Genomic DNA, 16960 nt, shown 5'->3' with positions numbered 1-16960 from the left:
CTGCCGCCGACCTGATATTTCTACCAGTTGTAGACCCCGGTCGTGCTTGCTAGCGTGCCCCTAGACCGCGCCACCGGGCGCAACCTAGGGGGTGGGGCGATGAGCTGTTGGCACCTGGAGTTGTTGTGTTCTGCAGACTTGCAACCGATCCTGCAGAAAATCGAGCAAGGCGACACCCTGCATTTTGCCGAGCTGCACCTGCTTTATGATGCCGCCGAGGTCAAGCTGCAGCGGCTGCTGGAGGAGTACGAAGAGCTGCACCAGCTCAAGCAGTTGCAGGAGGATTGTGCCGACCTCGCACGGCAGTTGCAGGTTGCCTGCCTGGCCCTGCGGCGGGCGAATCTGGATGCGCATGGTCGCCAGCGCGCGCGTGAAGTGCTGGAGTACCAGATGGCCTATCAGAAGGCCTGTCTCCAGCGTTCGATGATCAGTTTCGTCCGGCAATGACCTGATCGCCGTCCCCGATGGCTTTTCCAGACATTGCCCGCCTTTCGCGCTGCGCGGAGAATGATGCCATTCACCCTCCCGGACAGGCGCTCATGACGCAGCAGATCTTCTTCGCCCATGCCAACGGTTTTCCGTCGGCCACGTACGGCAAGCTGTTCGCCGCGCTGGCCCCGGACTACCGGGTCAGCCACCTGTCGCAGCATGCCCACGACCCGCGCTTTCCGGTCAACGACAACTGGCAGAGCCTGGTCGATGAGTTGCTCCATCATCTTGAACAACAGCCTGAGCCGGTCTGGGGTGTCGGGCATTCGCTGGGCGGGTTGTTGCACCTGCATGCGGCCCTGCGCTGCCCACAGTTCTATCGTGGGGTGGTGATGCTTGATTCGCCAGTGCTCACTCGGACCGACCAGTTGATGATCCGCGCCGCCAAGCGCCTCGGTTTCATTGACCGCATCACCCCGGCCGGACGCACCCTCGGGCGCCGCGAAGTGTTTGACGACCGCGCCAGCGCGCGGGCCTATTTCACCGGCAAGTCGCTGTTTCGCAATTTTGACCCGGACTGTTTCGAAGCCTATCTGGAGCATGGCCTGCAAGCCGATGGCGACGGCTTGCGGCTGAGTTTCGACCCGGTCACCGAAATCAGTATCTACCGCAGCCTGCCGCACCTGAGCCCGGGCCCTGCCCGACAGCTGGAGTTGCCGCTGGCGATGGTGCGCGGCAGCCACAGCGGCGTCGTACGGCGCCACCATGCGTTTGCCGTGCGGCGCTTGCCCCGCGGCGAATTTCACAGCCTGCCAGGTGGGCACATGTTCCCGCTGGAACGTCCGCACGACACCGCGAGCCTGATCAAGGGCCTGTTCGACCGCTGGCGCGAGGAGCCCGTATGAGTGGCATGGAAGAAGTCCGACTGAACCTTGGCCATATCGAGCTGGCCGCGCACCTGTGGGGCCCAGTCGATGGCCAGCCGGTCATCGCCTTGCATGGCTGGCTCGACAACGCCAACAGCTTTGCCCGGCTGGCGCCGCAGCTCAAGGGCTTGCGCATTGTCGCCCTGGACCTCGCCGGCCACGGTTATTCCGAGCATCGGCCGGCGGGCGCCGGCTACGCCTTGTGGGATTACGCCCACGATGTGTTGCGTGTGGCCGAGCAACTGGGCTGGGAACGCTTTGCCCTGCTCGGGCATTCGCTGGGGGCGATCATTTCGGTGGTGCTCGCCGGTGCGCTGCCCGAGCGGGTGACGCAGTTGGCGCTGATCGATGGCGTGATCCCGCCGGGTGCCGAGCCCAGGGACGCCGCCGAGCGCATGGGCATGGCCCTGCAAGCGCAGCTGGATCTGGACGGCAAGCGTAAATCGGTGTTCCCGACCTTGGAACTGGCGGTGCAGGCGCGCATGAAAGGCATGGTCGCGGTCAGTCGCGACGCCGCCGAGCTGCTCGCCCAGCGCGGCCTGATGCCGGTGCCTGGTGGCTTCAGCTGGCGTAGCGACAGCCGTCTGACGCTGCCGTCGCCACTGCGCCTGAGCGAAGAACAGGCGCTGACCTTCGTACGCCGCATCACTTGCCCGGCGCAGTTGATTGTTGCCGCCGATGGCATGCTCGCCCGGCACACGGCGTTGCTCGACCAGCTACCCTTAGGTTTTCGCCGGGAACAACTGCCCGGCGGCCATCACCTGCATCTGAACGATGAGCTCGGTGCAACCCTTGTTGCAGACTGTTTCAATCGCTTTTTTGCCATTCCTTGACTTGCGGCGGGCAACTGTCGAGGCTTGGCGGGTTGAACAGGGAGACAACCATGACCAAGCACGACAGCGCTTTATACGTTAACGCCTTCGCCCATCCCGTCGGCGTGGCGTGCCGATGAACCTTTCCTACCGGATTCGCGTGGCTGTAAGCGGGCTGGCCCTACTGGGTAGCAGCGCCCTGATCGCCAAGGAGCTGCCTGTGCCGGCGGATGCCAAGGTGGTCGACGAACGCCCGGCCGCCGAGCAGGAGCGGGTGTACCCACTTGGTGCCTTGCGCAAGATCAGCGGTCAGTTGCGCGTCGAGAGCAAGATCGAGAGCCGCGGCCAGGTTAGCTCGCTAACCTACGAGCTGCCGCGCGAGCGCTCTGCCAACGAAGCTTTCACCAGCGCCCGCGAAGCCTTGCAGGCCGACGGCGGTTATCCGTTGTTCTGGTGCGAGAAGCGGGACTGCGGCGAAAGCAGCCTGTGGGCCAACGAGGTCTTCAAAAACGCCCGGCTGTACGGTTCCGACGAAGACCAGGCGTTCATTCTGCTGCGCCGCTCGGGGGCCGAGAGCGATACCCTGGTAGCGCTGTACAGCATTACCCGCGGCAACCGACGCGCCTACCTGCATGTCGAGGCGTTCGTTGCCCATGCACCGCTCGGCGAGCTGTTGCCGACGCCGGCCACCGTCCTGCGTGAGCTGCGCAGCAATGGCAAGCTCGATTATACGGACCTTGCCGCCGAGCCGGCCGCCGCCTGGGTCAGCCTGCTGGCGCGCAGCCTGAACCTGGACAGCACCTTGCGGGTGAGCCTGAGCGGGGCGCAGGCCGAGGCCTGGCGAGAGCAACTGAGCAAAGCCGGGGTGCGTAGCGCCCGGCTCGAAGTCGGCACACAGGCAACCAATGGCCTGCATGTCGAATTGATTCGCTGATCGGGGGGCGCATGCTCAACAACGACCGTCTGCTGGTACAGATCCTGCTGCTCGGCCTGCTCGGGGCGGGGTTGTGGGTGATGGCGCCGTTTATTTCGGCGCTGCTCTGGGGGGCGATCCTGGCCTACGCCAGTTGGCCGTTGATGCGCTTGCTGACGCGCCTCTTCGGTGGCCGGGAAACCCTGGCAGCAGGGTTTCTGACCAGCTTGTGGATTCTGCTGGTGGCGCTGCCGCTGGTGTGGATGGGGTTCAACCTGGCCGACCATGTCCGCGATGTGACGGTGTTCGTTCGCGATGTGCAGGTCGATGGCCTTCCCGAAGCGCCGGAGTGGCTTGGCGCAGTGCCGCTGGTGGGCGAGCGGCTGGTGCGCTTCTGGGACACCCTCGATCAGCAGGGCGCGGCGCTGCTGACCACCGCCAAACCCTATCTGGGCCAGGTCGGTAACTGGCTGCTGGCGCGCAGTGCACAGATCGGCAGCGGGATCCTTGAGGTAACCCTGAGCCTGGTGTTCGTGTTCTTCTTCTATCGCGATGGGCCGCGCTTGGCGGCATTCGTGTTGCGCCTGCTCGATCGGCTGATCGGCGAGCGTGCCGAGTACTACCTGGGGTTGGTGGCGGGTACCGTGCAGCGGGTGGTCAACGGAGTGATCGGGACTGCGGCAGCGCAGGCGCTGTTGGCGTTGATCGGGTTCCTGATCGCCGGGGTGCCGGGGGCGCTGGTGCTGGGCTTGGTGACCTTCCTGCTCAGCCTGATTCCCATGGGGCCGCCGCTGGTATGGATTCCGGCTACGGCGTGGTTGGTGTGGAAGGGTGATTACGGGATGGCCGTGTTTCTTGGGGTTTGGGGGACGTTCATCATCAGTGGCGTGGACAACGTGCTCAAGCCGTATCTCATCAGTCGGGGTGGCAACCTGCCGTTGGTGATTGTGCTGCTTGGGGTGTTTGGCGGGCTGTTGGCGTTTGGTTTCATCGGCTTGTTTATCGGGCCTACGTTGTTGGCGATTGCTTACAGCCTGTTGTTGGACTGGAGCCGGACGGAAACCGTATCGCCTGACAAGTAGGTGCGCTTTGTGGCCCATCGCGGGACGTGTGGCAGCAGGCGCGTCCCGCGATGCGGTTTTGATTCAATCGAGTGTCAACTTCGCCTCAATTCTGTCCAGATGCTCGTGCATCAGGTGCAACGCCGCCTCCCCATCACCGTCCTCAATCGCATCCACGAGCGCCGCATGCTCCTGCCATGCACAATGGCTGCACGGCTTGGTCTCGTACTGGGCAATGATCAGTGAGGTCATCGGCACCAGCCCATTGAGAAACCGCGCCAGCGGCGCATTGTTGGCCATCTCCGCCAGCTTCAGGTGAAACTCGCCACCCAGGCGAATCGCCGTACAGCGTTCCCCTCGCTCATGATGCCGCCGCTCGCGGGCAATCAACTCGCGCAACTGACGAATATGCAACGGCCGTGAGCGTTTCGCCGCCAGCCCGATCAGGGTGGTCTCGGCCAAGCGCCGAGCGCTCAATACCTGACGCGCCTGTTCCGGGTCCGGCGCCGCCAGCTTGGCGGTATGCGCCGGGCGCTGCACGATCACCTGCTGATCGCACAAGCGCCCGAGCACCCGTCGAATCACCGTGCGGCTGACCCCAAAGGCATGCCCGAGTGCTTGCTCGGTCAGCGCTGTGCCCGGGGCCAGCCGCTGTTCCAGAATCGCATCGAACAGCCGTGGGTAGATCTCCTCGGCCGACAGGCGCCGTTCTCCCGCCGCCAGCAGCGCGGGCAGGGTAGGCGCATTGGGGGTGGCAGTCGCGCAGGCAGTCATGATCGCTCTCCTGTTCAGTCAACGACCGGGGTGTTCGTCCGGTATGGTCAGTTCGATGCCCATGCGCAGGCCTTCCTGCAGGATGTGCCGGCGCATCTGCGCGCTGGCCTGGGCGCTGTCCTTGTTGCGGATGGCCCGTACCACCGCTTCATTCTCTTCCAAGCGCGCCGCCAGGTGCTCTGGCGAGTTGCGCAGCATTTCGGCGCTCTGCTTCAGGGCATTGCTGGTTTGCTGCACCACGCTCTGGAAGATCGGGTTGGCGGTCAGGGTGAACAACTCCTCATGAAACGCCAGGTAGGCGTTCACCCCGGCATGCCCATCGTTGGCCTCCAGTGCTTCGCGCATGTCCATCAGGGTCAGGCGCAGCTGGCCGATCTCCTTGCTGCTGATCGACTGCGCAACCAAGCCGACAATGAACGGCTCCAGCGTGTAACGCAGTTGCAGTACGTCTTCCAGGCTGGCCCCGGCCACCCCGCTGGCGGCCGACAAGGGCTCCAGCGTGCCAGGTTCGAGCACCAGCACGCCCTTGCCTGGCATCGAGCGCACCAGGCCCAGGGTTTCCAGTACGGTGATCGCCTCGCGCAGGCTCGGCCGGCTGATCCCCAGTTGCTCGGCCAGCTCGCGCTGCCCCGGGAGCATTTCGCCGGAACGCCACTGACCGCGGGTCAGCGCCTGGCGCAGCTTGTCGACGACGGCATTCACTACGGTCGATGAGGTAATCACTGTGCGCTCCCTGAGAAGACGTGCATGGGTAGTTTCCTAGAATTCCTGTTGATGGGCGGTCGGGGACTTGCGGGTCTGGAAGCCGAAGCCCTGTTTACCCGCCAGTACGTTGTTGGCGCGATCCAGGTCGATATCACCCTCCCAGCGGGCAATGGCGACGGTGGCGACGCAGTTGCCGATCAGGTTGGTCAGCGCCCGGCCGATGCCCATGAACCAGTCCACCGCCAGCACCAACACCAGGCCCACCACCGGAATCGCCGGGATCGCCGTTAGCGTCGCCGCCAGAATCACCAGCGCCGAGCCGGGGATACCGTGGGCGCCCTTGGAGGTAATCAGCGAGACCAGCAGGATGGTCAGCAGGTCCGACATCGACAGCGGTGTGCCGGTGGCGTTGGCGATAAAGACGATGGCCAGCGTCAGGTAGATCGAGAAACCGTCGAGGTTAAAGGAATAGCCGGTGGGAATCACCAGGCCGACGGTGGAGCTGCCGATGCCCAGGTGTTCCAGTTTGCGCATGATCTGCGGCAGTACGGCATCGGAGGAGGCGGTGCCGAGGACTATGGTCAGTTCTTCGCGCAGGTACTTGATGAACGGCAGGATCTTCAGCCCCGATACGCGCATCACCAGGCCGAGAATCAGTAGCACGAAACCGGCACAGGTCAGGTAGAACAGCGCCACCAGACCGCCCAGGTGCTGCAGCGAGTCCAGGCCATATTTGCTGGTGGTGAAGGCGATGGCGCCGAATACGCCGAGCGGCGCCAGGCGCACGATCATGCCCATGATGCGGAAGATCACGTGGCTCAGTTCGTTGATCAGCCGGGTGATGCCCGATGCGGCCTCGCCGACCAGGTTCAGCGCGCTGCCGAACAGCACCGAGAACAGCAGCACTTGAAGAATGTTGTTATCGGCGAAGGCGCCGACCACCGAGGTGGGAATCAGGTCCATGAGAAACGCGGCGGTGCCATGGATATGCTGACTGCGTTCGGCCAGGTTACTGGCGTCGGCGCTGGACAACTGGTCCAGGTGAATGTTGGCGCCGCTGCCGATCCCGGAGGTGAAGGCGAACACCAGGCCCAGAACCAGGGCAAGGGTGGTCAGTACCTCGAAATAGATCACCGATTTGAGGCCGATACGGCCGACCTTCTTCAAGTCGCCGGCACCGGAGATGCCGCTGACCACCACGCAGAACACGATCAGCCCGATGAGCATCTTGATCAGCTTGATGAAGCCGTCGCCCAGGGGTTTGAGTTGCAGGGAAACTTCAGGAAAGCTCAGGCCGCAGGCGATGCCAAGCATCAGGCCGAGCACCACTTGGAGGAAGATCGAACGCGAGCACCATTTGAGCATGGGAGGGATCTCTGGTCGGTGTCCTGGCGTCGTACCCGGGGAGGGCAGAGCGGCGGACTTAATTATTGTGGTCTTACCGGTATGTCCAGTGCGAGCGCAGTGTAGGCGTGATTTTTTCCCGTTGGCAAGGGGTTTGCGGATGGAATGGCGAAAATCGGCTTTACCGGTCTGACCAGTTAAGGCGCAGCGGCGATCACCTGAGCACGTGCGCCTTCAGGGCTTGGAAAGGGCTTGATTGACTGCGGTGATCAGCTTGCCGAGGTCCTTGGAAGGGGTTTTGTGGATGACGCCAAACAGATACGCACGCTGCTCCTCTTCTTCGTCCAGGTCGGCGAAGAAGGCTTTTAGTTTGACGTCCAGCGCCTGTGCGAAGAGGAACAGTGCCTCGACGCTCGGGGTGTAGGTGCCGGTCTCGAAACGGCTGATGGTCTTGGGGTCGAAACCGGTTTTTTCGCCTAGTTCAGCTTGAGTGAGCCCGGCAACCTTACGGTAGCGTCTGATGGCTGAACCCAAACCCGAAATTTCCATCGATTAATTCCCATTTAGAATCAAGAACTTAACGACAAAAATATGTAATAGGCAACGACGGAATTCATCACCAAGCCTTGCGAAATGTGATGTAATTCGTAGAATCCTGAAGTTGGACAGTCAGACATGTCGCGGCTTTCAGTGAGGAAAGCCAGGCTTTTCGCCAGCGATCAATGGAGTTTTTACGTGCGTCTCAACTTGCCGGTGACTGCGGTCGAACAGACTTTCGCAGCGCACCAACGCCTGATTTCCGCTACGGATACGGCCAGCAACATCACCTACTGCAATGCCGAATTCGCCGCCATGAGCGGCTTCAGCCAAGCCGAACTGATTGGCAGCACGCACAACCTGGTGCGCCACCCAGACATGCCGGCGGCCGTGTTCGAACAGATGTGGCGCTACCTCAAGGCCGGTCAGAGCTGGATGGGTATTGTCAAGAATCGCTGCAAGAACGGCAATTTCTATTGGGTCAGCGCTTACGTCACGCCGATTCTGGAAAACGGCCGGCTCACCGGCTATGAGTCGGTGCGAGTCAAGCCGAGCCGCGAGCAGATTGAGCGCGCCGAAGCCTTGTACACGCGTATCCGTGAAGGTCGCGCACCGGTGCCGCTGCTGCGGCGTGCCGGCGAATTGGCGCGCGCGCTGGCGTTGCCGGTGCTCGCCGGGGTCACGGCTGTCGGCTTGAATCACTGGCAGCCGGGTTTGCCGGGGCAGGCGGCCACGCTCGGTCTGTTCGTGCTGGTCGGCCTGTGGGCGCATAACCGCCTGGGACAGACCCTGCAGCGTATCGTCCGCGATTCCGGCGAGACCTTCGCCGACCCGATCAGCGCGCTGGCCTATACCGACGCGCTCGGCCCGACCGGTCAACTGGAAATGATCCTGATCAGCGAAGAGGCGCGGCTGAAAACCGCGCTCACTCGTCTCAGCGACCTGGCCACGCAGATGACGGTGGCCGCCAGCGATTCCAGCCGGCTGTCGCAGTGCACCGAAACGGCGCTGCTCGAACAGCGTGCCGAGACCGACCAGACCGCCGCGGCCATGACTGAAATGGCCGCGTCGATCAGTGAAGTGGCTGCGCACGTCGAGCACACTGCCGGCGAAGCGCATACGGCCAATCGCCTGGCCGAGCAGGGCAGCGAGGTGGCCGGCAAATCGCGCGAGGCGATCCAACTGCTGGCGCGTACGGTCAGCCAGATCAACCAGGCTGTGGCCAACCTGGCCGGGCAAACCCAGGACATCATGCTCGCTGCCAGCGTGATCCAGTCGATTGCCGACCAGACCAATCTGTTGGCCCTCAACGCCGCCATCGAAGCCGCTCGCGCCGGCGAACAGGGCCGTGGCTTTGCCGTGGTCGCCGACGAGGTGCGTGCGCTGGCTGGCAAGACCCGGCAATCCACCGAACAGATCCAGGGCATCATCGCCAGCCTGCGGCAGGGCGCCGACGACGCGGTGAACATCGCCAACCTCGGCATCGAGGAGGCGCAGCAGGGCGTGGCGCAGGTACTCGAAGCGCAGCAAGCGCTGCAAGGCATTCGCGCCGCGGTGGAACGCATTACCGATATGACCCAGCAGATGTCTGCCGCCGCGCACGAGCAATCGCACGTGGCCGAAGATGTTGCGCGGCAGATCAATACGGTGGCTGGCACGGTGCAGAAAACCGCGACTAATGCCAATGCCGCAGCTACCCGCGGCGGTGAGCTGGAACACATTTCTTCGGGCCTGCGTGCCTTGGTCGAGCGGTTCAATCGATAGCCGCCAGGGTGCTGTGAGTTCATGGACGACAATTACCGCGCTGCCGTAGACGCGGCGGCGATCTTTTCCGAAACCGACCTGAGCGGCCGGATCACTTACGTCAATCAGCAGTTCTGCAGCATCTCCGGCTATAGCCGCGAGGAGCTGCTGGGGGCCAATCACCGGATCCTCAATTCGGGCTGCCACCCGCCGGCGTTCTTTCAGGGCATGTGGCGCGCGCTGGCGGCCGGCCAGGTGTGGAAGGGCGAAATCTGCAACCGGGCCCGCGACGGTTCGCTGTACTGGGTGGCCAGTACCATGGTGCCGCTGTTCGATCCGCTCAGTGGCAAGGTCTGTCGGTACGCCTCGATACGCTTCGACGTCAGCGAGAAGCGTCAGTTGCTGCACACCCTGCAATGGCGGGTCGGCCACGATGTGCTGACCGGGCTGCCGAACCGCGCGTACCTTTCCGACCTGCTCAATCAGGCACTGGAGACCTCGCGCCTGGCGCCCACCGAGTTGGCGGTCTGCATGCTCGACCTGGACGGTTTCAAGGCGGTCAATGATGGCTACGGGCATGCCAGCGGTGACTTGTTGCTGGTCGAGGTGGCGGCACGGCTCAAGGGCATTCTGCGTGGCGGCGATGCGGTGGCGCGGCTGTCTGGCGACGAATTCGTGCTGATCCTGCGTCAGGTCCAGGGCCTGCGCCAATTGCATGGTGTGTTGCAGCGGGTGCTCAGCGCCGTGGCCGCGCCGTATGCCATCGGCGACCAGCAGATCAGCGTCAGCGCGAGCATTGGCGTCACCCTGTTTCCCAGCGACAACGACGATGCCGACACCCTGCTGCGCCATGCCGATCAGGCGATGTATGTGGCTAAGCAGAGCGGGCGTAATCGCTATCACCTGTTCGATGTGTCGCTGGATCAGGAAGTGAAAGCCACCCACCAGACTGTGGCGCGCCTGCGCCGGGCGTTGACGGGCGGCGAGCTGCGCTTGTTCTATCAACCCAAGGTGAACATGCGCAGTGGCGAGGTGACCGGTTTCGAGGCGTTATTGCGCTGGCAGCACCCACAGCGGGGGCTGGTGGCGCCGGGCGAGTTCCTGGCGCAGGTGGAGCAGACCGACCTGATCGTCGAGATCGGCGAATGGGTGATCGACCGGGCGCTGGCGCAGATGCAGCAGTGGCAGGCGCAGGGCTATCGCTGGCCGGTCAGTGTGAACATTGCCGCGCGGCATATTCAGCGCGCGGACTTTGTCGAGCGGCTGCAGGCGCTGCTTGGCCAGCATGCAGCGGTGGCGCCGCGCATGCTTGACCTGGAGATTGTCGAGTCGGTGGCCATCGAGAACATCCAGCGGGTCAGCGAGTGCCTGGAGGCCTGTCAGCGGTTGGGCGTGCAGTTTTCGCTGGATGATTTCGGCACGGGGTATTCCTCGCTGAGTTACCTCAAGCGCTTGCCGACGCGGACGATCAAGATCGACAAGTCGTTTGTCCGCGATATCCTGCGCGACCACGACGATCAGGCCTTGACCCGCGCGGTGATTGGCCTGGCGCGGGCGTTTGGGCGACAGGTGATTGCCGAGGGGGTGGAAACGGTCGCCCATGGGGAATTGCTGATGGGGCTGGGCTGCGATGTCGCGCAAGGCTACGGTATCGCCCGGCCGATGCCGGCGGCGGAGGTGGTGGGCTGGGTGCGCGGTTATGTGCAGCCGCACGAGTGGGTAGTGCTGAAGTAGGGCCGCATCGCGGGGCGAGCCCGCCCCCACAGGTACTGAGTTCCACTGTGGGAGCGGGCTCGTCCCGCGATGCGTTTCTACATTTGCGGCGCAGTATTCTTCACCACCGCCAGTTCCGGGTGCGCCACCAGTTTGTCGATATGCAGCTCATCGTTGTTCATCCAGGTTTCGGTCAGCACCCGGTAGTGTTCCATGTCCCGGCAACGCATGCGCAGGCTGTAGTCGAAGTGGCCACTGATCAGTTGGCATTCGAACACCTGCGGACACGCCCGCACACAGGCTTCGAATGCCTTCTGTGCCGCCCGCCCGCTCTGGTTCGACAACGCCACCAGCACCAGCAGCGACAACCCCGGCGAGACCATCTGCACATCGATGATCGCCCCATAGCCGCGGATCACGCCGCGCCGCTCCAGCTTGCGCACCCGTTCCAGGCACGGCCTGGGCGTCAGGTGCACCAGCGAGGAAAGCTTCTCGTAGGTAATCCGTCCGTTATGCCGCAACACATCGACAATCGCTTCGTCGATGCGATCCAGGGGCGGGTGGGTATGCGAGGGCGTGGCCTTGGTATCCATGATGGCGTTGATTCACTTCAAACGGTTGGAAAGGAATTGCTGCAAGCGTTCGCTCTGCGGTTGGTCGAGGATTTGAGCACTTCCCTGTTCCTCGACCCGGCCCTGGTGCAAAAACAGCACCTGGCTGGACACCTGACGGGCGAAGCCCATCTCGTGCGTGACCATGAGCATGGTACGGCCTTCCTCCGCCAGCGTCTGTATCACCTTGAGCACTTCGCCCACCAGTTCCGGGTCCAGCGCCGAGGTCGGCTCGTCGAACAGGATGATCTCCGGCTCCATCGCCAGCGCCCGGGCAATCGCCACCCGCTGCTGCTGCCCACCCGAGAGGAACGCCGGGTACTGATCGGCCGCCCGTGAGGGTAGGCCGACCTTGTCCAGATAGGCCCGCGCCCGCGCTTCGGCGTCCTGGGCGCTGACCCCGAGCACCCGGCGTGGCGCCAGGGTGATGTTTTCCAGCACGGTCATGTGGCTCCACAGGTTGAAGTGCTGGAACACCATGGCCAGTCGCGTGCGCAAGTTCTGCAATTGTGCTGGGTGCGGCGCGCGGATGCCGGCGCGGCCCGGGCGCATTTCGATGGTCTGGTCATCGAGGGTGATGCTGCCGGCATCCGGCTGTTCGAGGAAGTTGATGCAGCGCAGCATAGTGCTTTTACCGGAGCCGCTGGCGCCGATCAGGCTGATCACGTCGCCCTTGCGGGCCTGCAGCGACACGCCCTTGAGCACTTCGTGCTCGCCATAACGTTTGTGCAGTGCCTCCACCGTGAGCTTGATCGCGGCGCTGTTCGCCAGCGCGGCAGGACGGGGAGCGAGCGCCTCGGGGATCGACAAGGCGGGTGCGGAAAGGGTCATGGGTTAGCCTCGGGCAGGAACAAGGAAACGCATCCAGCGGCGTTCGGCCAGGCGAAACAGCCCGACCAGTGCGAAGGACAGCAGCATGTACAGCAGGGCAGCGACACCGAAGGCCTGGAAGGTCAGGAAGGTTGCGGCGTTGGCATCGCGGGCCACCTTGAGGATATCGGCGATGGTCGCGGTGAAGGCCAGCGAGGTGGCGTGCAGCATCAGGATCAGTTCGTTGCTGTAGGCCGGCAACGAACGGCGCAGGGCCGCCGGCAACACCACAAACAGGTTCAGCCGCCAGCCATGCAGGCCATATGCCTGCGCAGCCTCTATTTCGCCATGGGGAATGTTGCGGATTGCCCCGGCGAAGATTTCCACGGTGTAGGCGCAGGTGTTCAGCACGAACGCCAGCAGGGTGCAGTTCAGCGCGTTGCGGAAGAACTGGTCGAGCAGCGCATGATCGCGCACCACTTCCAACCCATAGAGACCGGTGTAGCAGATCAGCAGCTGGATATACAACGGCGTGCCGCGGAACAGGAAGGTGTAGAACTCCACGGGCCAGCGCAACCAGAACCGCCGCGAAACCCGCGCCAGCGCCAATGGCAGGGACAGCAGAAAGCCCAGCAGCATGGTGACAATGAACAGCCACAGCGTCATCGCCAGGCCGGACAGCCCACTGCCGTCGTTGTAGAGATAGGCCGGGCCGTATTCCTGAAGCAGTTCGATCATGAGCTGAGCCCCTTGATGCCGGTGTTGTAGCGCCGCTCCAGCTGTTTGAACAGACGGTTGGAGAGGGTGGTAATGAGCAGGTAGACCAGCCCGGCAAGGATCAGAAAGTACAGGGTATTGTGGGTGGTCTTGCCAGCGTTCTGCGCGGCTTTCACCAGGTCGGCCAGGCCGATGATCGAGACCAGCGCGGTGGACTTGAGCAGCACCAGCCAGTTGTTGCCCAGCCCCGGCAGGGCAAAGCGCATCAACTGCGGAAACAGCACCAGGCGAAACCGCTGTACCCGGCTCAGGCCGTAGGCGGTGGCCGCTTCCAACTGGCCGACCGGGACGCTGAGGATCGCGCCGCGGAAGTTCTCGGTGAAGTAAGCACCGTAGATGAAGCCCAGGATCATCACCCCGGCGGTGAACGGATCGATTTCGACGTAGCCCCAGCCGAGCCGTTCGGTGAGGTCGTTCAACCACAGTTGCAGGGTGTAGAAGATCAGCAGGATCAGAACCAGGTCCGGGACGCTGCGGATCAGTGTGGTGTAGAGAGTGGCGGGTACGCGCAGCAGGCGCAGCGGCGACAGCTTGGCGCTGGCTCCGAGCAGGCCCAGGGCCAGGCTCAGCAGCAGCGACAGCAGGGCCAGTTTCAGGGTCATCCAGGCCCCTTGCGCCAATAGCGGGCCGAAGCCCTGCAGGCTCAGGGCCTGCAAGCCGATCGAGTGAAGGAAGTCGTTCACGGGGAAGCTCTCGGTAGAACGAAGCAGCGCAGTGCACAGCAGCGGCCGGGCTCATCGAGCGCGGCCGCTGTGGCGTGGCTTACTCGTTGTAGATATCCAGGTCGCCGACGTACTTCTGCTGGATCCTGGCAAAGGTGCCATCGGCCAGCACCGCGGCAATACCCTTGTTCAGCAGGGCCTTGAGCTCGGTGTCGTTCTTGCGCAGGCCCATGGCGATGTCCAGTGGCAGGGTTGGGTCCTTGATCGCCGGGCCGCTCTTGAACTCGGCACCTTCAGGCTTGCTGAGGAAGTTCAGCTGGGCTTCGAGCTTGTCGGTGAGGGTGGCGTCGAGGCGGCCGTTCATGAGGTCGGCGTAGTTCTGGTCCTGGGCCTGGTAGGCTTTGACCTGGGCCCCCAGCGGCGCCAGTTTGGCGCGGGCATAGGCTTCCTGCAGCGAGCCTTGCAGCACGCCGACCTGCTTGCCCTTGAGCGATTCCGGGGTGTCGCCGAAGTCGGCGCTTTTGCGGGTGATGATCGAGGTTGGGCTGAGGAACAGCCGATCGCTGAACTCGATCTGTTTCTGCCGCGCTGGGGTCACGGCCATCGACGACATGATGGCGTCGAATTTGCGCGCGCGCAGCGCCGGGATCATGCCGTCGAACTCGTTGTGCACCCAGGTGCATTTGACCTGCAGCTTTTCACAGATGGCCGTGCCCAGTTCGATGTCGAAGCCTTGCAGGCTGCCATCGGCGGCGACGGATTCGAAGGGCGGGTATTCGGGGTAGACGCCGAAACGGATTTCTGTCCATTCCTGGGCTTGTACAGCACTCGCGCACAATGGCAGGAGCAGCACGCTGAGGAGTTTTCGCAGCGAAGTCATGTGAGGGATCCCTGTGTTTTGTAGTTGATGTAGGGCAGTGGACGCTTCGTAGGTCAGCTTTTTTTAATTTTTGTGACTGAGTGGTCGAGGCTCAGAATGCGGTAAGGCGCTGATTTTTTTGTGTCGTTTCGGCCGGCGCGGGCGACTGGATTGTGCTGTTAACGCTACGCGCGCAGCGGAATCGGCTGAGGCACCGCCGGTTTTGGCTTCGGCACAGCAGTTTTCGACCTGCCGTGTGCTGACACGGCAGGTTTTACGGCGTCAGGCGCGCTTTTTCTGCAGGCTGGTCAGCGGTGGCTGGAGCAGGGCGAACAGGTCTTTGGGATTCTGCAGTTGCGGCACCAGGGCGATGTCGTGGCCGATGTCCAGTGCCTTGGCCACGTCGAGCACGTAGCGCAGCGCCGAGTAGTCTTCGAGGGCGAAACCAACCGAATCGAACAGGGTCACCTGCTCGGCGTTTTCACGGCCTGGCGACTGGCCGTTGACCACCTGCCAGAATTCGGTGGTTGGCGAATCCGCCGGCATCTGCTGGATTTCGCCTTCGATGCGGCTTTGCGGTTCGTACTCGACGATCACCCGTGCGCGCTCGACGATCTCGCGGTGCAACTCGGTCTTGCCTGGGCAGTCACCGCCCACCGCATTCAGGTGCATGCCCGGTTCGATCATCTCCGGGCTGAGGATGGTGGCATAGGCCTTGTCGGCGGTCACCGTGGTGACGATGTCGGCGCCGCGCACCGCGTCGGCCACCGAATCGGCGAGGATCACCCGGATGGCCGGGTAGGCGGCCAGGTTCGCTGCGAGCTTGGCGGTGGCCTGGGGGTCGAGGTCGTACAGGCGGATTTCGTCGATGCCGAGCAGGGCGTGGAAGGCCAGCGCCTGGAATTCGCTCTGCGAGCCGTTGCCAATCAGCGCCATGCGGCGGCTGTCGGGGCGAGCCAGGTAGCGCGCGGCCAGCGCCGAGGTGGCGGCGGTGCGGATGGCGGTGGTCAGGGTCATTTCGCTGAGCAACACCGGGGCGCCGGTGTCGACGTCGCCGAGGGCACCGAAGGCCATCACCGTGAGCATGCCGCGCTGGGTATTTTTCGGGTGGCCGTTGACGTACTTGAACGCGTACAGGTTGGCATCCGACACTGGCATCAGCTCGATCACGCCGTCGGGCGAATGGTTAGCCAGGCGCGGGCATTTTTCGAAGTCGTGCCAGCGCAGATAGTCCTCGCGAATGTATTCGGCCATTTCGCCCAGGCAGGTGCTCAGGCCGTGGCGGTTGACCAGCTGGCTGAGATCGGTGACGTCGAGGTAACGGGTCATGTTGGCACTCCTTGTTGAATGGGCTTAGTGGCGCAGTGGCAGGTGGACTTCGGCGAGCATGCAGCGGGCGCTGCCACCGCCGATGCGCTCGATATGGTCGATGTTCACCACCACCGGGTGGCTGTGCTGCTCGACGTGACGGCGTTGTTCCGCACGCAGCGACTGCCAGGCGCTGCGCGACATCACCAGCAGCGGCTGGCCGTGCTGGTCGTGGATTTCCAGCATGTTGCCGGCGAAGCCTTCGAGCTGGTCGAAGTCCAGCGCGAGGATGTCCTTGCCGGTGTCGCGCAGACGCTGTTCCAGGCTGCGGCGTTCGTCGGCGTCGGGCAGCGCTTGCAGGCAGACCACCGACAGGCCGCGGCCGACGCTCATCATCACGTTGCTGTGGTAGATCGGTGCCTGGTGCCGGTCGACTGCATGGAACAGGCACAGGCGGTAGTCGAGTTGCTCGGCGAACTGGCGCAGGGCTTCGCTGTGGGTGCGTCCGGAATGGCAGGCATAGCTGATCCGGTGTTCGCGGTCGAGGACCATGCTGCCGGTGCCTTCCAGGTACATGCTTTGTTGTTCGAGTGGGCTCAGGTCGATGGTCTGGCGGATGTCGAAGCGCTCGCGCAGCACCTGCAGCACACCCTTGTCGCGCTCCAGGCGGCGGTTCTGGCCTTCCATCGGGTAGAGCACCAGGCTGCCGTCGGCATGGCTGCTCCACCAGTTGTTGGGGAAGATCGAGTCGGGGGTGTGCGGGGCGGGTGTGTCCTGGACCACCAGGACATCGACGCCGTGTTGGCGCAGCGTTTCGACATAACCGTCGAACTCTTCCAGCGCTTTGTGCTGTGCTTGTTCGGGGTCGAGCAGCGGTTGCTGGAAGCGGTTGTTGAGGGCGGTGTCCGGGTTGAAGGCGAACCGCGCCGGGCGGATCATCAAGACGGTATTTGTTGTTTGCATGGGGGCACGCATC

Annotated in this window: 17 protein-coding genes and 2 pseudogenes; 8 read left to right on the top strand and 11 right to left on the bottom strand. The window is 63.4% G+C overall.

The features are described 5' to 3' along the window. Nucleotides 1-99: 99 nt before the first annotated feature. The 5 genes from DCO48_RS02120 (at nt 100) to DCO48_RS02100 (ending at nt 4162) form a co-directional block, all read left to right on the top strand. Complete coding sequence (locus tag DCO48_RS02120; protein ID WP_133247579.1) at nt 100-447, top strand: hypothetical protein; 348 nt, start codon at nt 100-102, stop codon at nt 445-447. A 92-nt stretch (nt 448-539) separates the two neighbouring features. Continuing rightward, nucleotides 540-1334: an alpha/beta fold hydrolase gene (locus tag DCO48_RS02115; RefSeq protein ID WP_116548966.1), complete on the top strand. Its 795-nt coding sequence runs from the start codon at nt 540-542 to the stop codon at nt 1332-1334. Next, a complete protein-coding gene (locus DCO48_RS02110; protein WP_116548965.1) occupies nt 1331-2188 on the top strand; it encodes an alpha/beta fold hydrolase in 858 nt (285 codons plus the stop codon). Before DCO48_RS02115 ends, DCO48_RS02110 begins: the two co-directional genes overlap by 4 nt. A 115-nt stretch (nt 2189-2303) precedes the next feature. Next, complete coding sequence (locus DCO48_RS02105; protein WP_116548964.1) at nt 2304-3101, top strand: DUF4892 domain-containing protein; 798 nt, start codon at nt 2304-2306, stop codon at nt 3099-3101. Between the two features lie 11 nt (nt 3102-3112). Next, a complete protein-coding gene (locus DCO48_RS02100) occupies nt 3113-4162 on the top strand; it encodes an AI-2E family transporter (RefSeq protein ID WP_116548963.1) in 1050 nt (349 codons plus the stop codon). A gap of 63 nt (nt 4163-4225) precedes the next feature. On the opposite strand, the gene DCO48_RS02095 is transcribed toward DCO48_RS02100, so the two are convergent. The 4 genes from DCO48_RS02095 to DCO48_RS02075 form a co-directional block, all read right to left on the bottom strand. Then, complete coding sequence (locus DCO48_RS02095) at nt 4226-4915, bottom strand: GntR family transcriptional regulator (RefSeq protein WP_116548962.1); 690 nt, start codon at nt 4913-4915, stop codon at nt 4226-4228. Nucleotides 4916-4933: 18 nt separating this feature from the next. Next, on the bottom strand, nt 4934-5638 hold the full coding sequence (locus DCO48_RS02090; RefSeq protein ID WP_116548961.1) for a FadR/GntR family transcriptional regulator: 705 nt from the start codon (nt 5636-5638) through the stop codon (nt 4934-4936). 36 nt (nt 5639-5674) lie between these two features. Next, a complete protein-coding gene (locus DCO48_RS02085; protein ID WP_116548960.1) occupies nt 5675-6985 on the bottom strand; it encodes a C4-dicarboxylate transporter DctA in 1311 nt (436 codons plus the stop codon). A 213-nt stretch (nt 6986-7198) separates the two neighbouring features. Then, the gene (locus tag DCO48_RS02075; protein ID WP_116548959.1) at nt 7199-7513 is read right to left on the bottom strand and encodes a helix-turn-helix domain-containing protein; all 315 of its coding nucleotides are present in this window, start codon (nt 7511-7513) and stop codon (nt 7199-7201) included. Between the two features lie 126 nt (nt 7514-7639). Here DCO48_RS02075 and DCO48_RS23125 point away from each other — a divergent pair. The 3 genes and pseudogenes from DCO48_RS23125 to DCO48_RS02065 form a co-directional block, all read left to right on the top strand. Then, a pseudogene (locus DCO48_RS23125) lies at nt 7640-7981 on the top strand (PAS domain-containing protein); the annotation flags it as partial. 342 nt (nt 7982-8323) lie between these two features. Continuing rightward, nucleotides 8324-9265 (top strand): annotated as a pseudogene (locus tag DCO48_RS23120) (methyl-accepting chemotaxis protein); the annotation flags it as partial. Between the two features lie 21 nt (nt 9266-9286). Further along, nucleotides 9287-10978, top strand: coding sequence for a bifunctional diguanylate cyclase/phosphodiesterase (locus DCO48_RS02065; RefSeq protein WP_116548957.1), 1692 nt, complete (start codon nt 9287-9289; stop codon nt 10976-10978). Between the two features lie 77 nt (nt 10979-11055). Here DCO48_RS02065 and DCO48_RS02060 read toward each other — a convergent pair whose 3' ends face one another. From DCO48_RS02060 to ctlX, 7 genes are all read right to left on the bottom strand, one after another. Beyond that, nucleotides 11056-11550: an Lrp/AsnC family transcriptional regulator gene (locus tag DCO48_RS02060; protein WP_116548956.1), complete on the bottom strand. Its 495-nt coding sequence runs from the start codon at nt 11548-11550 to the stop codon at nt 11056-11058. 12 nt (nt 11551-11562) lie between these two features. Continuing rightward, on the bottom strand, nt 11563-12399 hold the full coding sequence (locus tag DCO48_RS02055) for an ABC transporter ATP-binding protein (protein WP_256583944.1): 837 nt from the start codon (nt 12397-12399) through the stop codon (nt 11563-11565). 3 nt (nt 12400-12402) lie between these two features. Beyond that, nucleotides 12403-13116: an ABC transporter permease gene (locus DCO48_RS02050; protein WP_116548955.1), complete on the bottom strand. Its 714-nt coding sequence runs from the start codon at nt 13114-13116 to the stop codon at nt 12403-12405. Continuing rightward, nucleotides 13113-13838: an ABC transporter permease gene (locus DCO48_RS02045; protein WP_116548954.1), complete on the bottom strand. Its 726-nt coding sequence runs from the start codon at nt 13836-13838 to the stop codon at nt 13113-13115. Before DCO48_RS02045 ends, DCO48_RS02050 begins: the two co-directional genes overlap by 4 nt. A gap of 79 nt (nt 13839-13917) precedes the next feature. Then, nucleotides 13918-14697 (bottom strand): ABC transporter substrate-binding protein, encoded by a 780-nt coding sequence (locus DCO48_RS02040; protein ID WP_116548953.1) that lies wholly within the window; start codon nt 14695-14697, stop codon nt 13918-13920. A gap of 261 nt (nt 14698-14958) precedes the next feature. Then, the gene (locus tag DCO48_RS02035) at nt 14959-16005 is read right to left on the bottom strand and encodes an ornithine cyclodeaminase (protein ID WP_116548952.1); all 1047 of its coding nucleotides are present in this window, start codon (nt 16003-16005) and stop codon (nt 14959-14961) included. Between the two features lie 24 nt (nt 16006-16029). Further along, the gene (gene ctlX, locus DCO48_RS02030; RefSeq protein ID WP_116549016.1) at nt 16030-16947 is read right to left on the bottom strand and encodes a citrulline utilization hydrolase CtlX; all 918 of its coding nucleotides are present in this window, start codon (nt 16945-16947) and stop codon (nt 16030-16032) included. Between the last annotated feature and the right edge of the window lie 13 nt (nt 16948-16960).

It is taken from the genome of Pseudomonas sp. SDI, from assembly GCF_003105155.1.
In the GTDB taxonomy this organism is placed as follows: Bacteria; Pseudomonadota; Gammaproteobacteria; order Pseudomonadales; family Pseudomonadaceae; genus Aquipseudomonas.
Note: the sequence above shows the minus strand (reverse complement) of the source record. Positions and strands in the feature narration are given on the sequence as shown.

What these genes read in the sequence shown, in the direction of transcription:
- DCO48_RS02035 (WP_116548952.1), bottom strand. Translation starts at nt 16,005, where the DNA reads ATGACCCGTTACCTCGACGTCACCGATCTCAGCCAGCTGGTCAACCGC.
- DCO48_RS02105 (WP_116548964.1), top strand. Translation starts at nt 2,304, where the DNA reads ATGAACCTTTCCTACCGGATTCGCGTGGCTGTAAGCGGGCTGGCCCTA.
- DCO48_RS02095 (WP_116548962.1), bottom strand. Translation starts at nt 4,915, where the DNA reads ATGACTGCCTGCGCGACTGCCACCCCCAATGCGCCTACCCTGCCCGCG.
- ctlX (WP_116549016.1), bottom strand. Translation starts at nt 16,947, where the DNA reads ATGCAAACAACAAATACCGTCTTGATGATCCGCCCGGCGCGGTTCGCC.
- DCO48_RS02060 (WP_116548956.1), bottom strand. Translation starts at nt 11,550, where the DNA reads ATGGATACCAAGGCCACGCCCTCGCATACCCACCCGCCCCTGGATCGC.
- DCO48_RS02110 (WP_116548965.1), top strand. Translation starts at nt 1,331, where the DNA reads ATGAGTGGCATGGAAGAAGTCCGACTGAACCTTGGCCATATCGAGCTG.
- DCO48_RS02085 (WP_116548960.1), bottom strand. Translation starts at nt 6,985, where the DNA reads ATGCTCAAATGGTGCTCGCGTTCGATCTTCCTCCAAGTGGTGCTCGGC.
- DCO48_RS02055 (WP_256583944.1), bottom strand. Translation starts at nt 12,399, where the DNA reads ATGACCCTTTCCGCACCCGCCTTGTCGATCCCCGAGGCGCTCGCTCCC.
- DCO48_RS02075 (WP_116548959.1), bottom strand. Translation starts at nt 7,513, where the DNA reads ATGGAAATTTCGGGTTTGGGTTCAGCCATCAGACGCTACCGTAAGGTT.
- DCO48_RS02050 (WP_116548955.1), bottom strand. Translation starts at nt 13,116, where the DNA reads ATGATCGAACTGCTTCAGGAATACGGCCCGGCCTATCTCTACAACGAC.
- DCO48_RS02115 (WP_116548966.1), top strand. Translation starts at nt 540, where the DNA reads ATGACGCAGCAGATCTTCTTCGCCCATGCCAACGGTTTTCCGTCGGCC.
- DCO48_RS02120 (WP_133247579.1), top strand. Translation starts at nt 100, where the DNA reads ATGAGCTGTTGGCACCTGGAGTTGTTGTGTTCTGCAGACTTGCAACCG.
- DCO48_RS02040 (WP_116548953.1), bottom strand. Translation starts at nt 14,697, where the DNA reads ATGACTTCGCTGCGAAAACTCCTCAGCGTGCTGCTCCTGCCATTGTGC.
- DCO48_RS02100 (WP_116548963.1), top strand. Translation starts at nt 3,113, where the DNA reads ATGCTCAACAACGACCGTCTGCTGGTACAGATCCTGCTGCTCGGCCTG.
- DCO48_RS02065 (WP_116548957.1), top strand. Translation starts at nt 9,287, where the DNA reads ATGGACGACAATTACCGCGCTGCCGTAGACGCGGCGGCGATCTTTTCC.